Genomic DNA, 19047 nt, shown 5'->3' with positions numbered 1-19047 from the left:
GCCCGGCGGGCAGTCGCATTTCAGCGGCCGTACCCCGTAGGAGTTTCAGCGGCCGAACTCCTCCTGGATCGGTGTCCTCGGCTCCTCCCTCAGGTGCTGGGAGAGGCCGGGCCTGCCTCCCTCGCGTGCCCGTTCCGCGCGCTGTGCCGCGGTGCGGTCGAGGTCGGAGTCCGGGTCGCCTTGTCGGCCGGGTACGACGCGTCCTTCAGCGCGGCCGGCACCTCCAGGACGCCGGTGTGTGCCGTGCTCATGCCGCCTCCCGCAGTCGTCGCCTTCGCCGACGTCCTGTTGTTCGGAGGTGTTCTCACCCTCCGCCTGGGACGGGATGGTGCGCGGTGGCATATCCGCCCCCGCCTCGTCCGGCTCCCGCTCGCCCTCGGCCTGGGAAGGGGTGGCCATGTACTCGCTCATCAGGGGCCTCCCGCACGTGTCCCGTCCGTTCCGAAGCACCCGAGTACCCGTCCGCCGCGGGTCCCATGACCCGCGGCAATGTGTGAATCCGTGGCCACGGGATGGGTACCTGACCGACCGCGAGACCGGCCCACGGGAGCGGACCGGCTGCGCAGTCCATGTTCCTGCGGTACGGCTCCGACGGCCTGGGTCAGCCGTACTCACCTCCCCGTGACCGCCTCCCCGGGCCCCGGCGGCGTGGCGTGTGCCGTGCCGGAGCGGTCCGCGGCGAGTATGGCCAACGGGAACAGCCTGCTGGGAGGCGGAGATGACGGTCAACCGTGTCGGCCTGGTGGTGCACGGCGGACGCCCCGAGGCCCTGGCGGCCGCCCATGAGGTACGCGCGTGGTGCGCGGAGCACGCCGTGGGGTGCGCCGACATCGACGTGTGGCAGGAGGGCGCGCGGCACAGCGCCCGGGAGGAGGTCGACTCGGCGGGCGACCCCGACCTCATCGTGACCCTCGGCGGCGACGGCACCTTCCTGCGCGGCGCCCGGCTGGCGGCCGAGAACGACGCCCTGGTCCTCGGTGTCGACCTCGGCCGGGTCGGCTTCCTCACCGAGGTCCCCGCCTCGGCGGTGCGCGCGGCGCTGGACGCGGTCCGCGCGGAGCGGATCACCGTGGAGAGCCGGATGCTCCTGACGATGCGGGCGTCATGCCGGCTGGAAGTTCCCGCGCAGATGGAGGCGTTGCTGCGGTACGGCCGCGGCCCGATGCTGCCGCCGCCCCGGGTCCGTGCCGAGTGCGAGATGGGTGACGAGTGGGGCGTCGCGCTGAACGTCACCGCTCTGAACGACATCGTCGTGGAGAAGCTCGCCAGGGACCGTCAGGTGTCGGTGGGCGTCTATCTGGCCGGCCGGCTGCTGGCCTCCTACTCCGCCGACGCCCTGCTGGTGGCCACGCCCACGGGCTCCACCGCCTACAGCTTCGCCGCCGGCGGTCCGGTGGTCTCGCCGCGCACGGAGGGCCTGGTGTTCACCCCCGTCGCCCCGCACATGGTGTTCAACCGCTCGGTGGTCGCCGCCCCCGACGAACCCATCGCGCTACGGATCCTCGAACGCTCGGGCCAGGCCGCCGTCAGCATCGACGGCCAGCTGCGCGGAGTGCTGAGCCCCGGGGACTGGATCGGCGTGTACGCCGCACCACGCCGGCTCAAGGCCGTACGGCTGGGCCCGACGGACTTCTACGGCCGGCTGCGCGAGCGCATGAACCTCACCGACGCACCGGCCGCACTCGCCGACGGGCAGGCCGCTCCCCTTTGGCCGGTGACCACGCCCCCGCCCGACGACCTGGCCCACCTCGCGCTGCCGACGGCTCCCGACGACGGGCATCGGCTGTCCTGAGGGTCCAACCGGCGGATCCACCGTGCGGGCACCCAGTCCGCGTGACATCGACGGCCCCGGAGACGGTCACAGACCCCCGGATGCGCACGCGCACCGGCGGCATGACCGACGGTCCGCGGACAGGCACAGATCCGCGGATGCGCACGCGCACCGGCACCATGGCCGACAGTTCCGCGGACCGGCACCGGCCGCCCTGAAGCCGCCGACGACGCCGGTCAACCCGCAGGCCCGTCCTGCGGGCGCCCAGTCCGCGTGACATCGACGGCCTCAGGGGCGGGGACAGGTCCGCGGGTGCGCACGAGTGCCGGCAGCATCAGCGCGCCCGCCGCCACGGCGGCCGTGTGCAGCGCGGCGGCGACGGCGAGGTTCTCCGGCAGGGACGTACCGGCGGGGTGGGCCGGCGCCACGTATAGGACCAACGGGAGCTTCCAGCCGCTCCACGTGCACAGTGACCCCGTCCCCAGCCAGCCGAGGGTCAAGGGGATCCAGCGGGGCAGCCGGGCGGGGTGGCCGTGGGCGACGGTCCAGGTGGCCGCCGAGGCGATGAGCGCCCACAGGCCCCACACACCGGTCAGCAGCCGCCCGTCGGCGGAGCGGTCCGCGGGATGCGCGACACCGGCCGTACCACCGAGCGCCCAGTAGATCCATACCGCCCCGATCACCACCCTGGCGCCCATCGCCCACCGCACCCGGCCTGTGGTGCCGTCGGCCGTGTCGCCGATCCGGCCCGCGAACACCTCCGGCCGGCGTCGCCGGAGGTGGGCGGGCAGGGCGATCGCCAGGCCGAGTCCCATGCCCACGAAGCCGGTCTGGATCAGCGCGGCCTCCCAGCCGGGCATGGCCTGGCCGCCGCCGTCATGGTGCCGTGGCGTACCGCCCGACGGGCCCAGCAGCGAGTCCAGTACGGCGTACGGCAGCAGCGGGACGAGGAAGCCGGTACCCACCCAGGCGACACCCGCGACCCACCGCACCGGCAGCCGCATGCCCCAGGGGCGGACCAGGGCGAGGGCCATGGCGATGCCGAGGCCCGCCATGCCGACGGTCGCGGTGTTGAGCGCGACCCATCCGGCCAGGCCGAAGCCGTCGCCGATCGGAAGCACGCCCGCGAGCGCGCCGGCCACCCACGAGATCTTGATCAACGCGTACGGCGCCATCACCGCCGCCGCCCCGTACCCCGCCGACCGCCCCAGCCGGTCGAAGCGGTCCCACGAACCCAGCCGGTCCACCGAGTGCCCCCTACGTCCCGCGGAAGCCGTGCCCTCGTCCCGCCGCCTCCGCAAGATCCACCCTCGTCGCCACCCGGCCCGGTCGCATCACGCGCAGGTCGGATCGGTCTCCCCCGTCCGGCGGAGACGGCTCCGACCGCCCACCGGCTACCGCGACTTCAGCAACAGCAGGCGTTCGTCCATGACCTGAAGGGCAACCTGCCGGCGGTGTCCCCGGCCTGACCGCAGGGCTCAGTTCGCCGTGGCCGGGCCGCGTCGCGGCAGCTTCCAGTTGGGTCGCGGGAAGTGGCATGTGTAGCCGTTGGGATAGCGCTCCAAGTAGTCCTGGTGCTCGGGCTCCGCCTCCCAGAAGTCGCCGACGGGCTCCACCTCCGTGACCACCTTCCCCGGCCACAGCCCGCTCGCCTCGACGTCCGCGATCGTGTCCACCGCGACCCGGTGCTGCTCCTCGTCGCCGTAGAAGATGGCGGACCGGTAGCTGCGCCCGATGTCGTTGCCCTGGCGGTCCCTGGTGGTCGGGTCGTGGATCTGGAAGAAGAACTCCAGGATGTCGCGGTAGCTCGTCACCGTGGGGTCGAAGAGGATCTCGATGGCCTCGGCGTGGTCGCCGTGATTGCGGTACGTGGCGTTCGGCGTGTCGCCGCCGCTGTAGCCGACACGCGTGGCCACCACGCCCGGCTGCTTGCGGACCAGATCCTGCATGCCCCAGAAACAACCGCCTGCCAGGACGGCCCGCTCGGTTCCCACGGTCATCGGTCACTCCCTGACGGTTCAGCCCGGCGCGGTTGTCGTCGACGTGCCGGTTGGACGGTCACCCAGCCTAATACCGCCCGCGAGCAACCAACGAACGGTCGCCGTGTGGGACGCCGTGCCCCCGCGGCAGCCGCCGGTCAGCAGCGCCCATGGGCCGTTCGCCCTGCCGCCTGACATCCGGGACGGAAGCGTCCTCCGCCAACTCGCGCACGCCTGGGCCGAGTTCGCCGCGAGGCGTACGCGGCCGCAGGCACGGACATCCGGATGGATCCAGTTGGTCTAGTCCTCTTGACGGGGCGACTCGCGGGCGGTTTGGTATGTACCAACGTCGGCCCCACACGGCACACCCCACCCCCTCCCCGCCCTAGGGCATCCCCGAAAGGGGCACTGTCATGCACCTGGCAAGATTCGCGGCTTCCGCATGCTCGCTCGCGCTCGCCGCCACCGGCGCCGTCGTCGCTCTGGCACCGACCAGCGGCGCGGCGGCGGGCAGCGTCTACTCCGTGGCTCCCTATGCCGACATGTCGAACAGCCAGGAAGGACTGCTCGACACCGCGATCACCGGACACCATCTCAAGGCCTACACCGCGGCGTTCGTGCTCGGCGAAGGCTGCAACCAGATCTGGGGCGACACCCTCCCCATCGGCAACGACTCCTACACCGACCCCGAGATCGCCAAGGCGAAGGCCGAGGGCGCGTCCGTCATCATCTCCTCCGGCGGGGCCAGCGGCGAACCGCTCGCCTGGACCTGCTCCACCCAGAGCGGCATCGACGCCGGCTACCAGGCCATCATCGACGACTACGGCGTCACCCAGCTCGACTTCGACGTCGAAGGCGCGGCCGTGGCGGACACGGCGGCAGCGGCCCGCCAGATGCAGGCGATGAAGGACCTCAAGGCGTCCGATCCCGGGCTGCAGTTCTCCATGACCCTGCCGGTGCTGACGAGCGGCCTGACCAACGACGGCGTCAACATCCTCAAGGCCGCCAAGAACGCGGGCATCAAGATCGACGTGGTCAACATCATGGCCATGGACTACTACGCCGGCACGGGCACCGAGATGGGCCAGGGCGCGGTCTCCGCCGCCAGGGCGACGCTCGCGCAGATGCAGTCCGTCGACTCCGGCTACACCTATGCCAACCTCGGGATCACCCCGATGATCGGCAAGAACGACGACGGTTCCACCTTCACGCTCGCGGACGCCCAGACGGTGGAGAACTTCGCCGCGCAGAACGGCGTCGGGCGGCTGGCGTTCTGGTCGGTCAACCGGGACCAGCCGTGCAGCGGAAGCGCCAACTCACTGCCCACGTGCAGCGAGATCAGCCAGAACAGCCTCGCGTTCACGGACGCGTTCGTGCCGTACGAGGGCAACACGGGCGGGGGCGGAGGCACCGGCAGTGACTTCTCCCTGTCCGTCTCGCCGGGCTCCGCTTCGGCCGCCCAGGGCGGTTCCGCCACCGCGACCGTCTCCACGGCCGTCTCCTTTGGCGGCGCCGAGTCCGTGAGCCTCTCCGCCTCCGGCGCTCCCTCCGGTGTCAGCGTCTCGTTCAGCCCTGCCTCGGTGACGTCCGGCGGCACCTCGACGCTGACGGCGACGGTCGGCTCTTCCGTGGCCGCGGGCAGCTACCCGATCACCGTCACCGGTACGGCCGCCAGTGGCAGCCACAGTGCGACCTACACGCTCACCGTCACATCCAGCGGCGGCGGGGGCGGGGGCGGCGGGGGCCAACTGACCAACGCCGGCTTCGAAAGCGGCAGCCCCAGCCCCTGGACCTGCACGGGCGGCAGCGCGGTGGTCGCCGGTCCGGCCCGCAGCGGCAGCCACGCCCTCCAGGTCACCCCGAGCTCCAGCGGCACCGGCGAGTGCGACCAGACCGTCACCCTGTCCCCCAACCACAGCTACACGCTCACGGGCTGGGTTCAGGGCCCCTACGCCTACATCGGGGTCAGCGGTGGCGCCGGCGCCGGCACCTGGTCGAACGAGACGAGCTGGAACCAGCTGACGGTCCACTTCACCACCGGCGGCAGCGGCACGATCACCGTCTACGTCCACGGCTGGTACGGCCAAGGCAACGTCTACGCCGACGACTTCACCCTCGGCTAGGCATCACCCGCCCCACCCGGGCGTGCGGCGCGCCACCTCCGTGAGGTGCGACGCGCCGCACGCACCGCCGCTGCCCGGCGCGGCGGTCTTCCCGACGCGCGTCCGCGGCGAGCCCGCCGGCCTCACCCGCGTTGCCGGAGACGCCGCGCAGCACGTACGCCACCTACGGCGGCCGTCACGCCAGGTGTGACAGGGCCTGGTGGGTGACCTCGCCGAGCAGTGGCTCGCCCGCCAGCCACCGCTCGACCTCCGCGACCGCGTACTGTCCGAGCCGCCGCACCTCACTGCCCTGTGCGCCGGCGATGTGCGGGGTGACCAGCACGTTCGGCAGGGACAGCAAGGGGTGGCCGGACGGCAGGGGTTCGGGGTCCGTCACATCGAGGTACGCCTCCAGCCGGCCGGACGCGCACTCCCGGGTCAGCGCCTCCGTGTCGACGATGGCACCCCGGGCCGTATTGATGAGCACGCCGCCATCCGGGATGAGTCTCAGCATGCCGGCGTCGAGCAGCCCGGTCGTCTCCGGCAGCAGGGGCGCGTGCACGCTCACCACCGCCGACCGGCGGCACAGCTCGGCCGGTTCGACCCGCTCGGCGCCCAGCCGGCGTGCCTCCTCGTCCGTCACGTACGGGTCGCTCAGCAGCAGCCGGTGGCCCGCGCCGGACCGCCGTAGCCCGGCCAGCACACCGCGGCCGATGCGGGAGGCGCCGACGATGCCCACCGTGCTGCCGTCGGCGCCCGAACGGCTGCCGAAGCCCGGCCAGCCGTCACCGTAGCGGGCCGCCATGCTCAGCGTGCGCCGCGCGGCGAGCGTGATGAGGGCCAGCGTGTAGGCGACGACGGAACCCGCGTTGGCGTCGGCCGCCGACGACACGACGATGCCCCGTTCCCACACCGCGTCACTCACCAGCGACTTGACGCTGCCGGCGGCGTGCATGACCGCGCGCAGGCGGGGTGCGCCGGCCAGGGCGTCGGCGGTGAGCCGGGGGCAGCCCCAGCCGCTGATCAGGATCTCCGCCTCGGCGAGCGCGGCGGGGAACCCCGCTCGTCCGTCCGGCACGTCGGGGGCGAGCCGGACCAGCGCGGCGAGCCGTTCACGCAGCTCCGCGGGGAGCACCTGATCGGCAATGGCGGGGTCCATGACGCACACCGCCTGGGGCAGACCGGGACGATCGGGTCGGGCTGTCATCTGGTGCGGTCCTCTTTCGGTCCATGGAGACATACGGTTCAGTGGTTGGGTTGCGCCCTGCTGATGTCCGCCAGCGCCGAGTGCGGGTCCTCCACAACCGCCAGGTCACCGAGGCTGACGAACCCGACCGGACAGCCGCCGTGTTCCACGACGGGCAGCCGGCGCAGGCCGTGGTGGCGCATCAGCTCGACCGCGCGGTCCGTGGTGTCCTCGGGTGTCAGCGTCAGCACCGGCGGCCGGCTGCACACCTTGCCGACCGTGGTGGTGTGCGGGTCCAGTCCCTCCGCGAGGGTCCGCACCACGATGTCACGGTCGGTGAGCACACCGAACAGATCGCAGTCGTAGGCGACCAGCACATCACCGATGTCGTGCTCACGCATGAGCAACGCCGCCCGTTCCACCGTGGTCATCGGCTCCACCGCCACCGCGCCGGGCGACATCACGTCACGTATCCGCCGGGTCATCGGGCACCTCCTGAATCCGGATGATGAGGCGGTACGGCCTCGCCCGCCGCGTAGCCCAGGACGGCTGGGGCAAACCGGTCCGCCCTGCGCGTCGGCACTCCGGGGCCATCGGACGTTGCGCCCGGCCTGGTCACCCATCGTGACCTGGTGGTACGGGCCGTGGCCGAGCGGTGCGAGCCGCGCCGACGCGAGCGCCGGCGGGCCCGGCGAGCGACAATCGAACCATGGTCGGTGACATCGGCGACGAACTACGCGCGCGGCGCGAGGGCGAGAACGGCCACTGCCTGATACCGCACACCGCCGACATGCGCCTGCAGGCCTGGGGCACCACCCGCGAGCGCTGCCTCGCGGAGGCCGTGAGCGCGCTGGTGGAGGCCTTCGCGGACGTGTCGGACGTACACCCCACCACCGTGGAACGGGTCCGTATCGCTCCCGGCGCCGACGAGGACCTGCTGGTCGCGCTGCTGGACGAGGTCGTCTTCCGGCTCGAGGTCGCGGGGCTGATCCCGGTCGACACGGAAGTGGAACCCACCGACGACGACGCGCTGGAGGCACGGCTGTCCCTCGCCGGGCTCACGGACGTCACCGTCGTCGGTGCCGCGCCCAAGGGTGTCTCCTGGCAGGAACTGCGCTTCGGCCCGGACCCGTACGGATGGTCCTGCACGGTCATCGTGGACGTGTGACCGCACCCGGACTCCCGCGCCACGCGGAAGGCCGCAGGCCGCCGACGCCTCACCCCTTCACCACTCCGAGCGGCACCAGCCGGGCGACCTTCCGGCACAGCCCCGCACCCTCGCTCGCGGCGACCACGGCGTCCACGTCCTTGTAGGCCTCCGGAGTCTCCTCCGTGAGGCCGCGCCAGGACTTCGGCCGTGCGGCGATGCCGGCGTGGCGCAGCCGGGCCCGCAGCTCACTGCCGGTGATGCTGCGGGCCGCCTGATGTCGGCTCATGGTGCGGCCGGCACCATGGCAGGTGGAGTGGAACGCGTCGCCCCCGGACACGCCGGCCAGCACATAGGACGCCGTCCCGAGGGTGCCGGGGATCAGCACCGGCTGCCCGAACTCGGCGATGTCCTCGGGCAGTTCGGGATGTCCGGGCGGGAAGGCGCGGGTGGCGCCCTTGCGGTGCACGCACAGCCGCCGCCGCTCGCCGTCCACCGGGTGGGTCTCGATCTTGGCGAGGTTGTGGGAGACGTCGTACACCAGTGACAGCCGGGCACCGGCGGCGCGCCGGAAGACGCCACGCGCCGCGTCGGACAGCAATTGCCGGTTCGCCCGGCCGTAGTTGGCCGCCGCGGCCATCGCCCCGAGGTACGCCCGGCCCTCGGGGGAGTCGACCGGGGTGCAGGCCAGCTGCCGGTCGGGCACGGTGATGCCGTAGCGGGCCATGGCGCGGTCCATGAGCCGCACATGGTCGGTGCAGATCTGGTGCCCGAGCCCACGCGACCCGCAGTGGATCATCACGCACACCTGGCCCGGCCCGATCCCGAAGGCGGCCGCGGCCGGTCCGTCGTACACCTCGGCGACCTGCTGCACCTCCAGGAAGTGGTTGGCGGAGCCCAGGCTGCCGACCTGGCCGAGGCCCCGCTCCCGGGCCCGCTGCCCGACCTGCGTCACATCCGCGTCGGCGACCGCGCCGCCGTCCTCGCAGCGCAGCAGATCGCGTTCCTCCCCGTGGCCCTGTTCCACGGCGTAGCGGGAGCCGCCGGCCAGCAGCCGCTCCAGCTCGCCCGGGCCGTCCGGCCGCCAGACACCGCCGGGACCGGCTCCCCGTGGGATCGCCCGGTCCAGGCCGTCCATCACCGCGGTCAGCGCGGGCCGGAACGTGTCGCCGTCGCAGTCGGCGGCCAGCAGCCGCACCCCGCAGGAGATGTCGAAGCCGACACCGCCCGGCGAGATGACCCCGCCGGCGTCCACGTCGGTGGCCGCGACACCGCCGATGGGAAAGCCGTACCCCCAGTGGATGTCCGGCATCGCGTACGAGGCGGCGACGATCCCGGGCAGCGTGGCCACGTGCACGACCTGCTCCAGGGACTGCTCGGCGTCGGCGAGCAGCTCCCTGGTGGCGAACACGACACCGGGTACCCGCATGTCCGCCCGCGGCTCGATGCGGTAGCGGAAGGAACGTTCCTCGACCAACTCCATCGCGACCTCCGCGCCAGCTCGGGGCACCCGGGGATCACTGCCCGTGCAGCGCGGCGAGCACCTCGTCGTCCGTCACCTGCTCGAAGTCGTCGTACCACTCGCCGACGGCCAGGAAGACGGCCGGCCGGTGCAGGCAGACGATCTCGTCGGCCTCACCCCGCAGCAGGTCGGCCGCGTGGGGGGAGCACACCGGCACCGCCAGCACCAGCCGTTCCGGCGACTGCCGGCGCAGCTGCCGCAGCGCGGCACGTGCGGTCGCCCCGGTGGCCAGCCCGTCGTCGACCAGGATCACCGTACGGTCCCGCAGCTCGGGGGCCGGACGGCCCCGCCGGTACAGCTCCTCCCGGCGGTGCAGCTCCGCCCGCTCCCGCTCCACCGTGTCGGCCAGGGCCGTCTCGCTCAGTCCGAGCTGGTCCAGGGCGTGCTCGTCGAACAGCGGCGGGTCGTCACCGGCGAGCGCCCCGACGCCCAGCTCCTCCTGGAAGGGCGCGCCGATCTTGCGCACGACCAGCACGTCGAGGGGCGCCTCCAGCGCCCGCGCCACCTCGCGGGCGACCGTCACCCCGCCGCGCGGCAGGGCCAGCACGACCGGGTGCGTCAGGGTGCCCGCCTCCTGCCGGATGCGCAGCCGTTCGGCCAGCTCGTGCCCGGCATGCACACGATCACGGAACCGCATGCCCAGTCGACTCCTTCCACTCCGCCGCCGTGCCGGCGCTGGCGCTCCAGCAGCCGGACCGGTGACCGGGACCGTCTCGGTCCCGGACGGGCAGGACAGCACCTCCCTCCGCTGTGCCGGCCGAGTACCCGGTCGGGGCCGTCACCACACGGGACAACCAGTCGGTACGGTCATCGGGTGGTTCTGCCTGGTCCAGGCCCCGAAGGTGGGCACGGCTCGTGTGCTCACGGATCGTGCCCGCCCGGTCGTACGGGCACTGCGCTCACTCGCCGGCGCTGTCCGCGCGCCACGTCATCGTCACCTTCAGGTGTGCCTCGCCCTGCGACTTGGCGATGACGGCACCGAGTTCGGCGTTCAGCCGCATGCCGAACTCCAGGCTGACCTCGCTCGGCCGGCTGGGCATGTCCCGCAGCCGCCGGAGAGCGGACGCGGCCGCGTTCCGGATGCGGTCGACGCCCTCCTCGAAGGAGGCGGTGGCATCGGCCACGGCGTTCCCCAGCCGCGAGACCTCCACGACCCCCGGTTCGTCCTCCGCCACCTCCACGACCAGGAACCCCTCGCCGTCCTCCGCCGGGAATCGCAGCAACTGCGTCATCTCGTCCCCCTCCTGATGCCGGTTCCGATGCCGCGTGGGGCCCGGGCGGCCCCACGCTCTATGACCTGCGGCCGTCTTCCACTGGAGAGCCATTGCAGCCACCATGGAAGCGCACCCCGAGCCGCCGAACCACCACGTCAGGGGGAACCACGGTATGGCAGAGTCTGCGAAGGACTTCTGTTCCGATCTGCTCGATCTGTCCGGGATCTCTTTGGCGGAGCTGTACTCGAGTGACGATCCCGCGCTGCGACGCGCGTTGAGTGTGGTGGACGGCAAGGCGGTGGCGGCCTTCGGGACGCTGGCGGGCGACAGCGACAACAGCGACGAGATGAGATTCGTACGCGGTCGGCGTCCGGATCAGTGCGGACTGTGACCGATCGGCCCCTGGACGTCCACCGGGTGTCGCGGGAGTCGCTGCGGGCCATGGCGGTGGGCGACGCGAGCGAGGGCGATCTCCGTCTGCTGCGTTCCGCTCAGCGCAGTCAGCTCCTGCTGGTGCTGCGCGCCCTGCTGGACCACGTCGACGACGCGGCCCGGCGCACCCGGCATCCCGGCGGCATCACGTCGGTACGGAGCGCCTGGCGGCTGCTGTGCGCGGCCGAGGACCGGGCGCCCGAGGCGGTGGAGACCGTGCTCGCCGATCCGACCGTCATGGCCTGGGCCCTGCGTCTGCTCAGGCGCCTGGTCGGATCCGCTTCCGGGACACCGTCGGCGGCTCCGCTGTGGGCGGAGCTCGGTCAGTTCCACGCGTTGGCCGCGTCGGCGGCATGGCGCGCCGGGGTGCCCTGTGTGCTGCGCGTGCCCGCCCACCGCGGCATGGTGTGGCTGCCCGGGGCGGGGATGGCGGGTCCGGTGGCGCGCCGCCGCTGGAGCGAGGCGGTAGTCCGGGTCGACGGGGAGGGCGCGGCCGTACACGGGGAAGGCGGGCAGGTGCCGCTGTCCCGCTCGCTGCCTGAGGGGGCGCCCGGGTGGCGTCCGCTGCGGGCGGTGCGCGGCCTCACGCCCGCCGCGCAGGAGGCGGCCGGCGCGGGGCCGTGGCTGGACACCGTGAGCCCCTACCGGGACTTCGTGCGCTACCCGAGTGCTCCCGGCCGGACGGGCGAGGGCCGATTACGTCTGTGGGAGAGCCGGCTTGCCGGTGCCCACGCCCTGTTGGAGCGGGAGTCCCCGGCGGATGCCGCCGCGCTGAGGACGCTCGTACGGGCGGTAGTGCCGCGGTCGCTCTCGCTCCGGACGGCGGAGGGCGGTCCGGTCGCCAGCGCCTCCTCCCTGGACGCCTTCGGCGCGGTCACGCTGTCCCTGCCGTACGACGAGACCCAGACGGCGGCGGTCCTCGTCCATGAAACGCGCCACCAGCAGCTCAACGCGCTGCTCAGCCTGGTGGAGCTGGTCCAGGGCGCCGGGGACGAGCCCGGCGGGACGGTGGACCGGCGCCTCTATTACGCGCCCTGGCGCAGTGACCCCCGGCCCGTGCGCGGTCTCCTCCACGGTGTGTTCGCGTTCGCGGGGGTCGGCCGGTTCTGGCGGACCCACCGCGGGCATGTCACGGGCACGGAGAGGCAGCGCGCGGACTTCGAGTTCGCCGTCCTGCGCGAGCAGGTACAGGAGGCGGTCGCCGTGCTGGTGACCGACGATGCCCTGACCGAGGCGGGGCGCCTGTTCGCCGACGAGATAGCGGGCCTGGTGGCGACGTGGCGGGAGGACGACGTGGCGGCGGGACCTCGCGCCCTGGCCCGGCACTACTGCGCGTTACGGCGGGCCCTGTGGCGGGGGCGGCATCTGGAGATCCCCCCGGGCGCGGCGCAGCGGCTTGCCGCGGCCTGGGTGGCCGGGCATGCGGCTTCCGCCCTGCCTCCCTCGGCTGTGCGGCCGCGGCCCGATCTGATCCGCCTCGACGCCTTCGGCCCGCTGGCCCGTTTCCATCTGTCGTCGCCGGCCGCCTTCGCCCGCCGGCGCCTGCGGGAGGAGAAGCAGGGCGATCCGGCGCTGCGCGCCGGGTACGCCGCGGTCGCGGGAGACGCCGAACAGGCCGCGCTCGGCTACGCGAAGTGGACCGCGGCGGACCCGCAGGAGCCCGAGGCGTGGATCGGCGCCGTGCTGGCGCTTCCCGAGCACGCCCGGGGAGCGGGCGCCGCCCTGCTGCTCGACCGGCCCGAGGTGGTGGCCGGCGTCCGCCGGGCCGTGGCAGCCGCGGGAGGCGGATTCCCCGCCCCGCTCGACCTCGCCGCCTGGCTGGACGCGGCCGATCCGCACCCGCGTTGACGGCACAGTTCAGCTAGAGCGTCAGCAGGTCGATGTCGGCATTGGCTCGCAGTCCCTTCTCCGCGTCGAGTGTCGCCGGGTGCGAGGGGCCCAGGATCGTCCGGTACCGCTCCAGGGCCTCGGCATACAGGCGCTCGCTCTCCTCGGTCCTGCGCAGCGCCTTCAGGTCGTAGCTCAGATTGAGCCGGACGGCCAGGTTCGCGGGGTGGTTCTCCCGCAGCCGCTCCGACTCCTCGGCCACGGCCTCGTCGAGGGCGAGGGCTTCCTCGGGACGGCCGAGGGCGAACTGGTCACTGGCCAGGTTCATCCGGGCGAGCAGCGTGCGGGGGTGTGCCGCGCCGAGCGAGCGGGTCAGGCCTTCGACCGATTCCTGGTCCAGTTCGAGCGCTGCCTCGGGTTGTCCCAGCAGGCGCAGGGTCACCGCGAGGTTCATGGCGATGGCGTAGCTGTGCGGGTGTTCCCGGCCGTACCTGGTGCGGTGCTGCTCCAGCACCTGCTCGCTCAGCGCGCGGGAATCCTGGAGTTTGCCGATCTGCCGCAGGTCGTTGGCGTGGCTGACCGCCATCAGCAGATACGTCCGGCTGTCCTTGCCGAAGATGCCGGCGACGACCTCGATGTGCCTGCGCGAGAGCGCGTAGGCGCCTTCGTGGTCGCCCATCTTGCGGCGGGCCACACAGCGGTTGCGGTTGACCAGCGCCACGAAGGGGTGCTGCTCGCCGAGCCTGTCGGTGACCTCCTCGGCCAGTTGCTCATAGCCGTCGAGTGCTTCCTCGTAGCGGCCGACCTCCTGGAGGTCGAGCTGGTAGGCCTCGCGTGTCGCCAGCGTGGAGAGGTTGTCCTCGCCCAGCACCTCGATGCGGCGCTGCCAGGTGTCGTAGTCGAGTTCCCGGGCCGTCTCCGTGGCACCTGCCAGCCGCAGACTCACGGAGTAGTTGTGCGCGGCGAGGAGGGTGGCCGGGTCGTCCCTGCCGAACTCCCGCAGGCTGGTCTCGTAGACCCGCTGGTCCATCTCCCGGGCCGGTTCGAAGTACCCTCGGTTGCGGTGGTCGATGGCCATGTAGCTCTGGGCCCGCAGCGTGTCCTCATGTGCCTCACCCAGGACCCTGCGGAAGCGCTCCACGAGCCCGGACTGCATGGCATAGGCGCGCTGGAGATCGACGCCCTGCTCGCGCAGCCCCGCGGCGATCTGCTGGTCGACGGCGAGGACCTCCTCGTGGTCCTCGCCCAGGTGCTCACGCCAGATCCGCGCGGCGCGCTCTCCCAGCTCCAGGGCTTCGGCGTGCTGGCCCCGGGCGCGGAGGAACTGCACCTGGTTCAGGACGAGACGGCGGACCCAGGGGTCCTCGCACTCCACCGCGTTGGAGGCCCGCAGATGGCTCAGCAGGGAGGAGTAGCGCTGCCAGTACATGGCCCGCCGCGGGTTGCGCGGATCGGCGTGGGACAGCAGCTGATGCGCGGCGTGCCGCATCGTCGCCTGTTCCTGCGGGTTCATCTGCTCGATCAGGACGCGCTGCACCAATCGGTGCATCTGCACCGTGTTCTGGCGGTGGTCGATGCGGGCCAGGGCGTAACGGCCGATCTCGCGTACCGCGCGGCCGAGCCTGACCGGATCGTCCAGTGCGGACTGCAGTTCCTGGGGCACCGAGATGCCGCGCACCGCGGAGAACAGGTCCCATTCGATGGGCTCGGGGGCGAAGAACGCGCAGACCTGGAGCAGTTGGAGCGCGTCCGGGCGGGTCTCCCGCAGTCTGCCGAGCGAGACGTTCCAGGCGGCGGCCACCGAGTGGTTGTAGTCGCCGGGCGGGTCGGTCTGCATGAGTTCCGAGAAGTTGCGCTCGTACACCTCGAGGTACTGCTGCACCGGCATGCCCGTCTCGGCCAGCCAGACCGCGGCCTGTTCGACCGCCAGGGGCAGGTCACCGAGCGCGGCGGCGAGGTGGTCCACGGCGTCGTCCGGGAGGTGCGGGCTGCGGCGGCGCAGCAGGGCGACGCTCTCCTCACGGGCGAAGACGTCCACCTCGAGCGAGCTGACGTCGTTGGACCACTGAGAGTTGCGTGAGGTCACGACGATGCGTCCTGGTCCGTCACTGGGGAAGTACTTGCGCACGTCCCGGGGGATTTCCGCGTTGTCGAACACCAGCAGCCAGTCGCTGTACGGTTCGCCCCGCCGCAGGGCGTCCAGCACGGCCGGTACGGCGCTCATCTCGGAGCCCGCCTGGAGGCCCATCTGGTCGCCGAGCTCGATCAGCGACTGGACGATCTGGCTCTCCTGTTCGGACGGGATCCACCAGATGAGGCGGTACTCACGGCTGTGCCGGTAGACGTACTCGACGGCGATCTGGGACTTGCCCACCCCGCCCATGCCGTGCAGGGCCTCCGGCAGGACCGCGGTGACGCCGCTGCCGAGCCGTTCCTGGAGTCGTTCGAGCAGCGATTCCCGTCCCGTGAAGTTCCGGTTCCGTTGCGGGACGTTCCCCCAGATGCGGGGCGGGTCGTGCGGGCTTCGCGGACCCGAAGCAACGGGCAGACCGGCAGACACGGGGGTGCCTCCTTGTCGTGGACGCGCAGGCGCAGGCGCGGGAGAGGGGGCGGTCGGGGTGGGTGAAGCGACGGCGGATGGCGGGGCCGTGGGTGAAGCCGCGGGGCGCGCGGGGGCCGCCCCTTCCGGGGTCCGTTGTGTTCGCGGCCCGTAATCTAGCGCGTCCGCGGGCGCGATATTCAACTTTGACGGCATTTCAGCGGATGAGTACCCTGATGGCCGACTGTGTCCCGGCGCGGGTGTCCCGCCGCCGCCGGCGGCGGCCAGCTGCCTGACCGGCCGGGAGCCGGTGGGCTGGAGCAGCCGTCCCAGATGGTTGGCGCGCGCGAGGTAGGGGCCCGACACCGCACACAGCGCCGTGTACAGATGGGCCACGAAGGGGCGTGTCTGTTCCGTCAGCGGCGGGTCCGCGACATCGCCTTCCGGCGCGACGAGCGCGCCCGCACCCTCGCCCCACAGCGCCTCCAGCCGTGGCCCGAGATGACGCTGGACCTGGCGCAGTGCGCGGATGGTCTCGGCCCGGGAGCCGAGGGCGAGGAGTTCCTCCCGTACGCCCTCCTGGAAGTCGAAGGACACGCGGTGCGCGTCCTCGGCGTCGGCCGCGTCGTCGGTGCGGCGCACGAGGCCCAGCAGCAGGATCTCGGCGAGGTTCCACAACTGCGACTTGGGCAGGGCCTGTTGAAGCAACCGCATGACGGGGAGGTTGAGCGGGGCCGCGGCGAGCCGCTGGGCGAGGGCGTAGGCGGCCGGCGAGGCGGTGGCCCTGAAGCGGCGCACCATGGCGGCGGCGTGTTTCGCCCGCTGCACCGCGGACGGCTCGGCCGGGCCTGTGCCGTCCGCTTCGGCGCCCGCCGGATCGGCCACCAGGTCGGCCAGCTCCTCGGCGACCGGACCGACCGCCGCCGAGCGCAGGTCCCGGCCCGGGGCGGTCCACAGGGCCGCCAGGGCGTGCCACTCGCCGCCGCCCGCCGCGGCCACCAGGCGGGCCCAGCGGCGCAGCGAGGTCGGCCGGAGTTCGACGACGGGCACCGGGAACGCGTGGTCCCGGCCCGGCTCGGCAGCGGCCTGTGGCTGCAGGCCCAGGGGGTCGGCCTGCGGGTGCTTGCCGTCGACGTCGTAGGCACGGTTGGGCGCGGCGGGGGACGACGCCCGTAACCGCGTGCGGGCCACCGTGGGCAGGGTGAGGGCCCACAACTGCTGCGGGAGCAGGCTCAGTACCGCGACCGGTGAGCTCCGGCCCAGCCGGTGCAGGACCGCGGCCGCCCGGCCCGTGCGCCAGGCGCCGTGGCCGCCGTCCGTGACCGCGAGCAGCAGTTGCCGGTCGCTCGAACGGATCTCGGCGGCCCGGATGCCCGCCGAGGTGTCGTCGTCCAGGTCCCAGCGCACCAGCCGTACCGTACGGAACGCGGCTGTCTGCTCCAGCAGTTCGGCGACCTGGCGTGTCGTCTGCGACCACAGGGCCATCGACGGGCTCTCGTCCACCAGCAGCAGCAGGTCCAGCCGGCGTTCGGGCAGCGAGCGGCACACCGGTGACCACACCCCGGACGCCGCCGTCTGCTCGGCGGTCGCCTCCTCGTCCAGCTCCACCTCGTGGGGCGAGTCACCGAACAGGCGCAGCGGGCGCAACGACCGGCCGAGCGCGAGGGCGTCGGCCAGCCGGGGCGACGCCGGCCAGCCGGCCTGCTCCGGGTCCGCCGTCCCAGCGGGGCCGGGCGGGCCCGGGGGACGCGGCCGGTCCGGGTTCGGGGGCGCGAGGGGGCCGAGCACGGGGAGGATCTCGGCCGCCTGCACGTCCGGGGCCGCCGGAGGGACGTCCGGGACGTCCGAGCGGCCGACGTCCTGTCCCTCGGGTGGCGTCCGCTCGGCGGGGCGCCGTCTGGTCTGCCGGGGCCGTTCGGCACGCGCGCGGGCTTGCAGCCCCGGGATGTCGAACAGCGGTACGGCGGCATCCTGGCATGCCGCCAGATACAGCGCGTCCGCCAACTCCGTCCAGGTCGGCTGGTCGTGGGCCGGGGCACCGCCGTGCCCTCCCTCGGGCCGGTCGGCCGCAGGAGGGGGTACGGGTGACTCCGCGGTCATCCGGTCCTCGATTCCGTCCCCGCCCCGTCGAGCCGGTGCCACAACGCGTCCACCAGGTTCTCCAGCGCCTCCTCGTCGTCGCCGGGGAAACGTCCCGAGGTCGCCAGGAACACCGCGTTGAGCAGTTGGTCCACCGCGAGGCCGCCCCGTTCCCGGCTGTTGCGCAGGAACCGGTCGATGAGGTTGTCGGCCCGTGCCGAGCCGGAGTGTCCGTCCGCAGTCTCCCGCAGGTGGGCCATGACCATGTCCACAAGGAGCGGCCGGTCGGGGTCCGGCATCCGCAGTCGCAGGCAGCGGCGCAGGAAGGCCGGCGGAAATTCACGCTCTCCGTTGGAGGTGATCACCACGATGGGGAAGGCCCGGCACTTGACGATGCCGTCGACGATCTCGGCGCTCCGGCCCGGGTCGTCTGTCATGACGGTCACCCTGGGGTGCAGCCGCCGGGCCCTGACCAGCTCGGCGATGGGGAACTGACCTTCCTCGAAGACGCTGAGCAGGTCGTTCGCCAGGTCCTGGTCGCTCTTGTCCAGTTCGTCGACCAGCAGCACTCTGGGCAGTTCGTAGGGCAGCAACGCCGTGCCCAGCGGGCCGAGTTGGAGGTAGTCGCCGATTCCGGGAAGCTGTTCCTCACCCGCCGCGCGGCCGGCGTCGCCGGGGGTGGGGCCGTCGCTCCCGTCCGCCGGACGCAGCGTGCGTAACGCCGCCGAGTCCTGGACCCGCCCGATCGCGTCGTACTCGTACAGCCCGCCGCGGAGGGTGGTGCGGCTGGTGATGTGCCAGCGGAGCACGCGGCCCAGCTTCAGCTCGCGGCTGATGCGGTAGGCGAGGGACGACTTGCCGGTCCCGGGGCGCCCCGTGACCAGCAGCGGCCGGCGCAGCAGAAGGGCCGCGTTCACCATGTCGGCCTCGTGCCTGAGCTGATCGGAGCCGGCGGAAGTGACGCCGATCCGCCCCAGCCGGCGCTCGATCTCCTCGTCGTCCGAGGGGGGCGGGGCCACGACGGGACCACCGCCGAAGCGGCGCCAGGGCGGCGGAGGCGGCAGCAGGTCGGCGAGGCCGGCGTCGTACAGGGGTTGCCCCGTACCGCGGTAGATCCACCAGCGGTGGTCCGAGGCGCCCCGTCCTGCGGGGCCGGTACCGGCCCCGGCGGAGCCGTTCGGCACCCCGGCCGCCATGGCACCGCCCGTGTCCGGAGCGGCCGAGGGGCCGCCCGAGTACGATTCTCCGG

15 protein-coding genes are annotated in these 19047 nt (G+C 72.9%); 5 read left to right on the top strand and 10 right to left on the bottom strand.

Going from position 1 to position 19047, the window contains the following annotated elements:
- Positions 1–45: 45 nt before the first annotated feature.
- Positions 46–411 (bottom strand): hypothetical protein, encoded by a 366-nt coding sequence (locus BFF78_RS48735; RefSeq protein WP_227026034.1) that lies wholly within the window; start codon positions 409–411, stop codon positions 46–48.
- A gap of 307 nt (positions 412–718) precedes the next feature.
- Here BFF78_RS48735 and BFF78_RS38240 point away from each other — a divergent pair, with 307 nt between their 5' ends.
- Positions 719–1792 carry an NAD(+)/NADH kinase gene (locus BFF78_RS38240; RefSeq protein WP_069782633.1) on the top strand — a complete coding sequence of 358 codons (1074 nt, stop codon included), beginning with the start codon at positions 719–721 and terminating at the stop codon, positions 1790–1792.
- Positions 1793–2007: 215 nt separating this feature from the next.
- On the opposite strand, the gene BFF78_RS38235 is transcribed toward BFF78_RS38240, so the two are convergent.
- Together BFF78_RS38235 and msrA are read right to left on the bottom strand one after the other, a co-directional pair.
- Positions 2008–3018, bottom strand: a complete 1011-nt coding sequence (locus BFF78_RS38235; protein WP_227026033.1) for a hypothetical protein — start codon at positions 3016–3018, stop codon at positions 2008–2010.
- A 231-nt stretch (positions 3019–3249) separates the two neighbouring features.
- Positions 3250–3771 (bottom strand): peptide-methionine (S)-S-oxide reductase MsrA, encoded by a 522-nt coding sequence (gene msrA, locus BFF78_RS38230; RefSeq protein WP_069782632.1) that lies wholly within the window; start codon positions 3769–3771, stop codon positions 3250–3252.
- A gap of 392 nt (positions 3772–4163) precedes the next feature.
- On the opposite strand from msrA, the gene BFF78_RS38220 reads away from it, so the two are divergent.
- Complete coding sequence (locus tag BFF78_RS38220) at positions 4164–5873, top strand: carbohydrate binding domain-containing protein (RefSeq protein ID WP_069782630.1); 1710 nt, start codon at positions 4164–4166, stop codon at positions 5871–5873.
- A gap of 175 nt (positions 5874–6048) precedes the next feature.
- Here the strand turns inward: BFF78_RS38220 and BFF78_RS38215 are convergent, their stop codons facing one another.
- Both BFF78_RS38215 and BFF78_RS38210 read right to left on the bottom strand, forming a co-directional pair.
- Positions 6049–7059: a hydroxyacid dehydrogenase gene (locus BFF78_RS38215; protein ID WP_069782629.1), complete on the bottom strand. Its 1011-nt coding sequence runs from the start codon at positions 7057–7059 to the stop codon at positions 6049–6051.
- A gap of 38 nt (positions 7060–7097) precedes the next feature.
- Positions 7098–7523, bottom strand: coding sequence for a CBS domain-containing protein (locus BFF78_RS38210; RefSeq protein WP_069782628.1), 426 nt, complete (start codon positions 7521–7523; stop codon positions 7098–7100).
- A 224-nt stretch (positions 7524–7747) separates the two neighbouring features.
- Between BFF78_RS38210 and BFF78_RS38205 the strand changes: the two genes are divergently transcribed.
- Positions 7748–8206, top strand: coding sequence for an archease (locus tag BFF78_RS38205; RefSeq protein WP_069782627.1), 459 nt, complete (start codon positions 7748–7750; stop codon positions 8204–8206).
- Between the two features lie 49 nt (positions 8207–8255).
- Here the strand turns inward: BFF78_RS38205 and BFF78_RS38200 are convergent, their stop codons facing one another.
- The 3 genes from BFF78_RS38200 to BFF78_RS38190 all read right to left on the bottom strand — a co-directional run bounded on the left by BFF78_RS38200 (position 8256) and on the right by BFF78_RS38190 (position 10939).
- On the bottom strand, positions 8256–9668 hold the full coding sequence (locus BFF78_RS38200) for an RtcB family protein (protein WP_069782626.1): 1413 nt from the start codon (positions 9666–9668) through the stop codon (positions 8256–8258).
- Between the two features lie 34 nt (positions 9669–9702).
- Positions 9703–10344, bottom strand: a complete 642-nt coding sequence (locus tag BFF78_RS38195; protein ID WP_069782625.1) for a phosphoribosyltransferase — start codon at positions 10342–10344, stop codon at positions 9703–9705.
- 262 nt (positions 10345–10606) lie between these two features.
- On the bottom strand, positions 10607–10939 hold the full coding sequence (locus BFF78_RS38190) for a CU044_2847 family protein (protein WP_069782624.1): 333 nt from the start codon (positions 10937–10939) through the stop codon (positions 10607–10609).
- Between the two features lie 154 nt (positions 10940–11093).
- On the opposite strand from BFF78_RS38190, the gene BFF78_RS38185 reads away from it, so the two are divergent.
- Entirely contained in the window at positions 11094–11312 is a 219-nt protein-coding gene (locus BFF78_RS38185; protein ID WP_069782623.1) for a hypothetical protein, read from the top strand.
- On the top strand, positions 11309–13201 hold the full coding sequence (locus BFF78_RS38180) for an HEXXH motif domain-containing protein (RefSeq protein ID WP_069782622.1): 1893 nt from the start codon (positions 11309–11311) through the stop codon (positions 13199–13201). The genes BFF78_RS38185 and BFF78_RS38180 overlap by 4 nt, the downstream gene beginning before the upstream one ends.
- Before the next feature lie 13 nt (positions 13202–13214).
- Here the strand turns inward: BFF78_RS38180 and fxsT are convergent, their stop codons facing one another.
- Both fxsT and BFF78_RS38170 read right to left on the bottom strand, forming a co-directional pair.
- The gene (fxsT, locus tag BFF78_RS38175) at positions 13215–17819 is read right to left on the bottom strand and encodes an FxSxx-COOH system tetratricopeptide repeat protein (protein ID WP_069782621.1); all 4605 of its coding nucleotides are present in this window, start codon (positions 17817–17819) and stop codon (positions 13215–13217) included.
- The gene (locus BFF78_RS38170; RefSeq protein WP_069782620.1) at positions 17816–18994 is read right to left on the bottom strand and encodes an AAA family ATPase; all 1179 of its coding nucleotides are present in this window, start codon (positions 18992–18994) and stop codon (positions 17816–17818) included. The genes fxsT and BFF78_RS38170 overlap by 4 nt, the downstream gene beginning before the upstream one ends.
- Positions 18995–19047 lie beyond the last annotated feature (53 nt).

The organism is Streptomyces fodineus, from assembly GCF_001735805.1.
GTDB lineage: Bacteria > Actinomycetota > Actinomycetes > Streptomycetales > Streptomycetaceae > Streptomyces > Streptomyces fodineus.
Note: the sequence above shows the minus strand (reverse complement) of the source record. Positions and strands in the feature narration are given on the sequence as shown.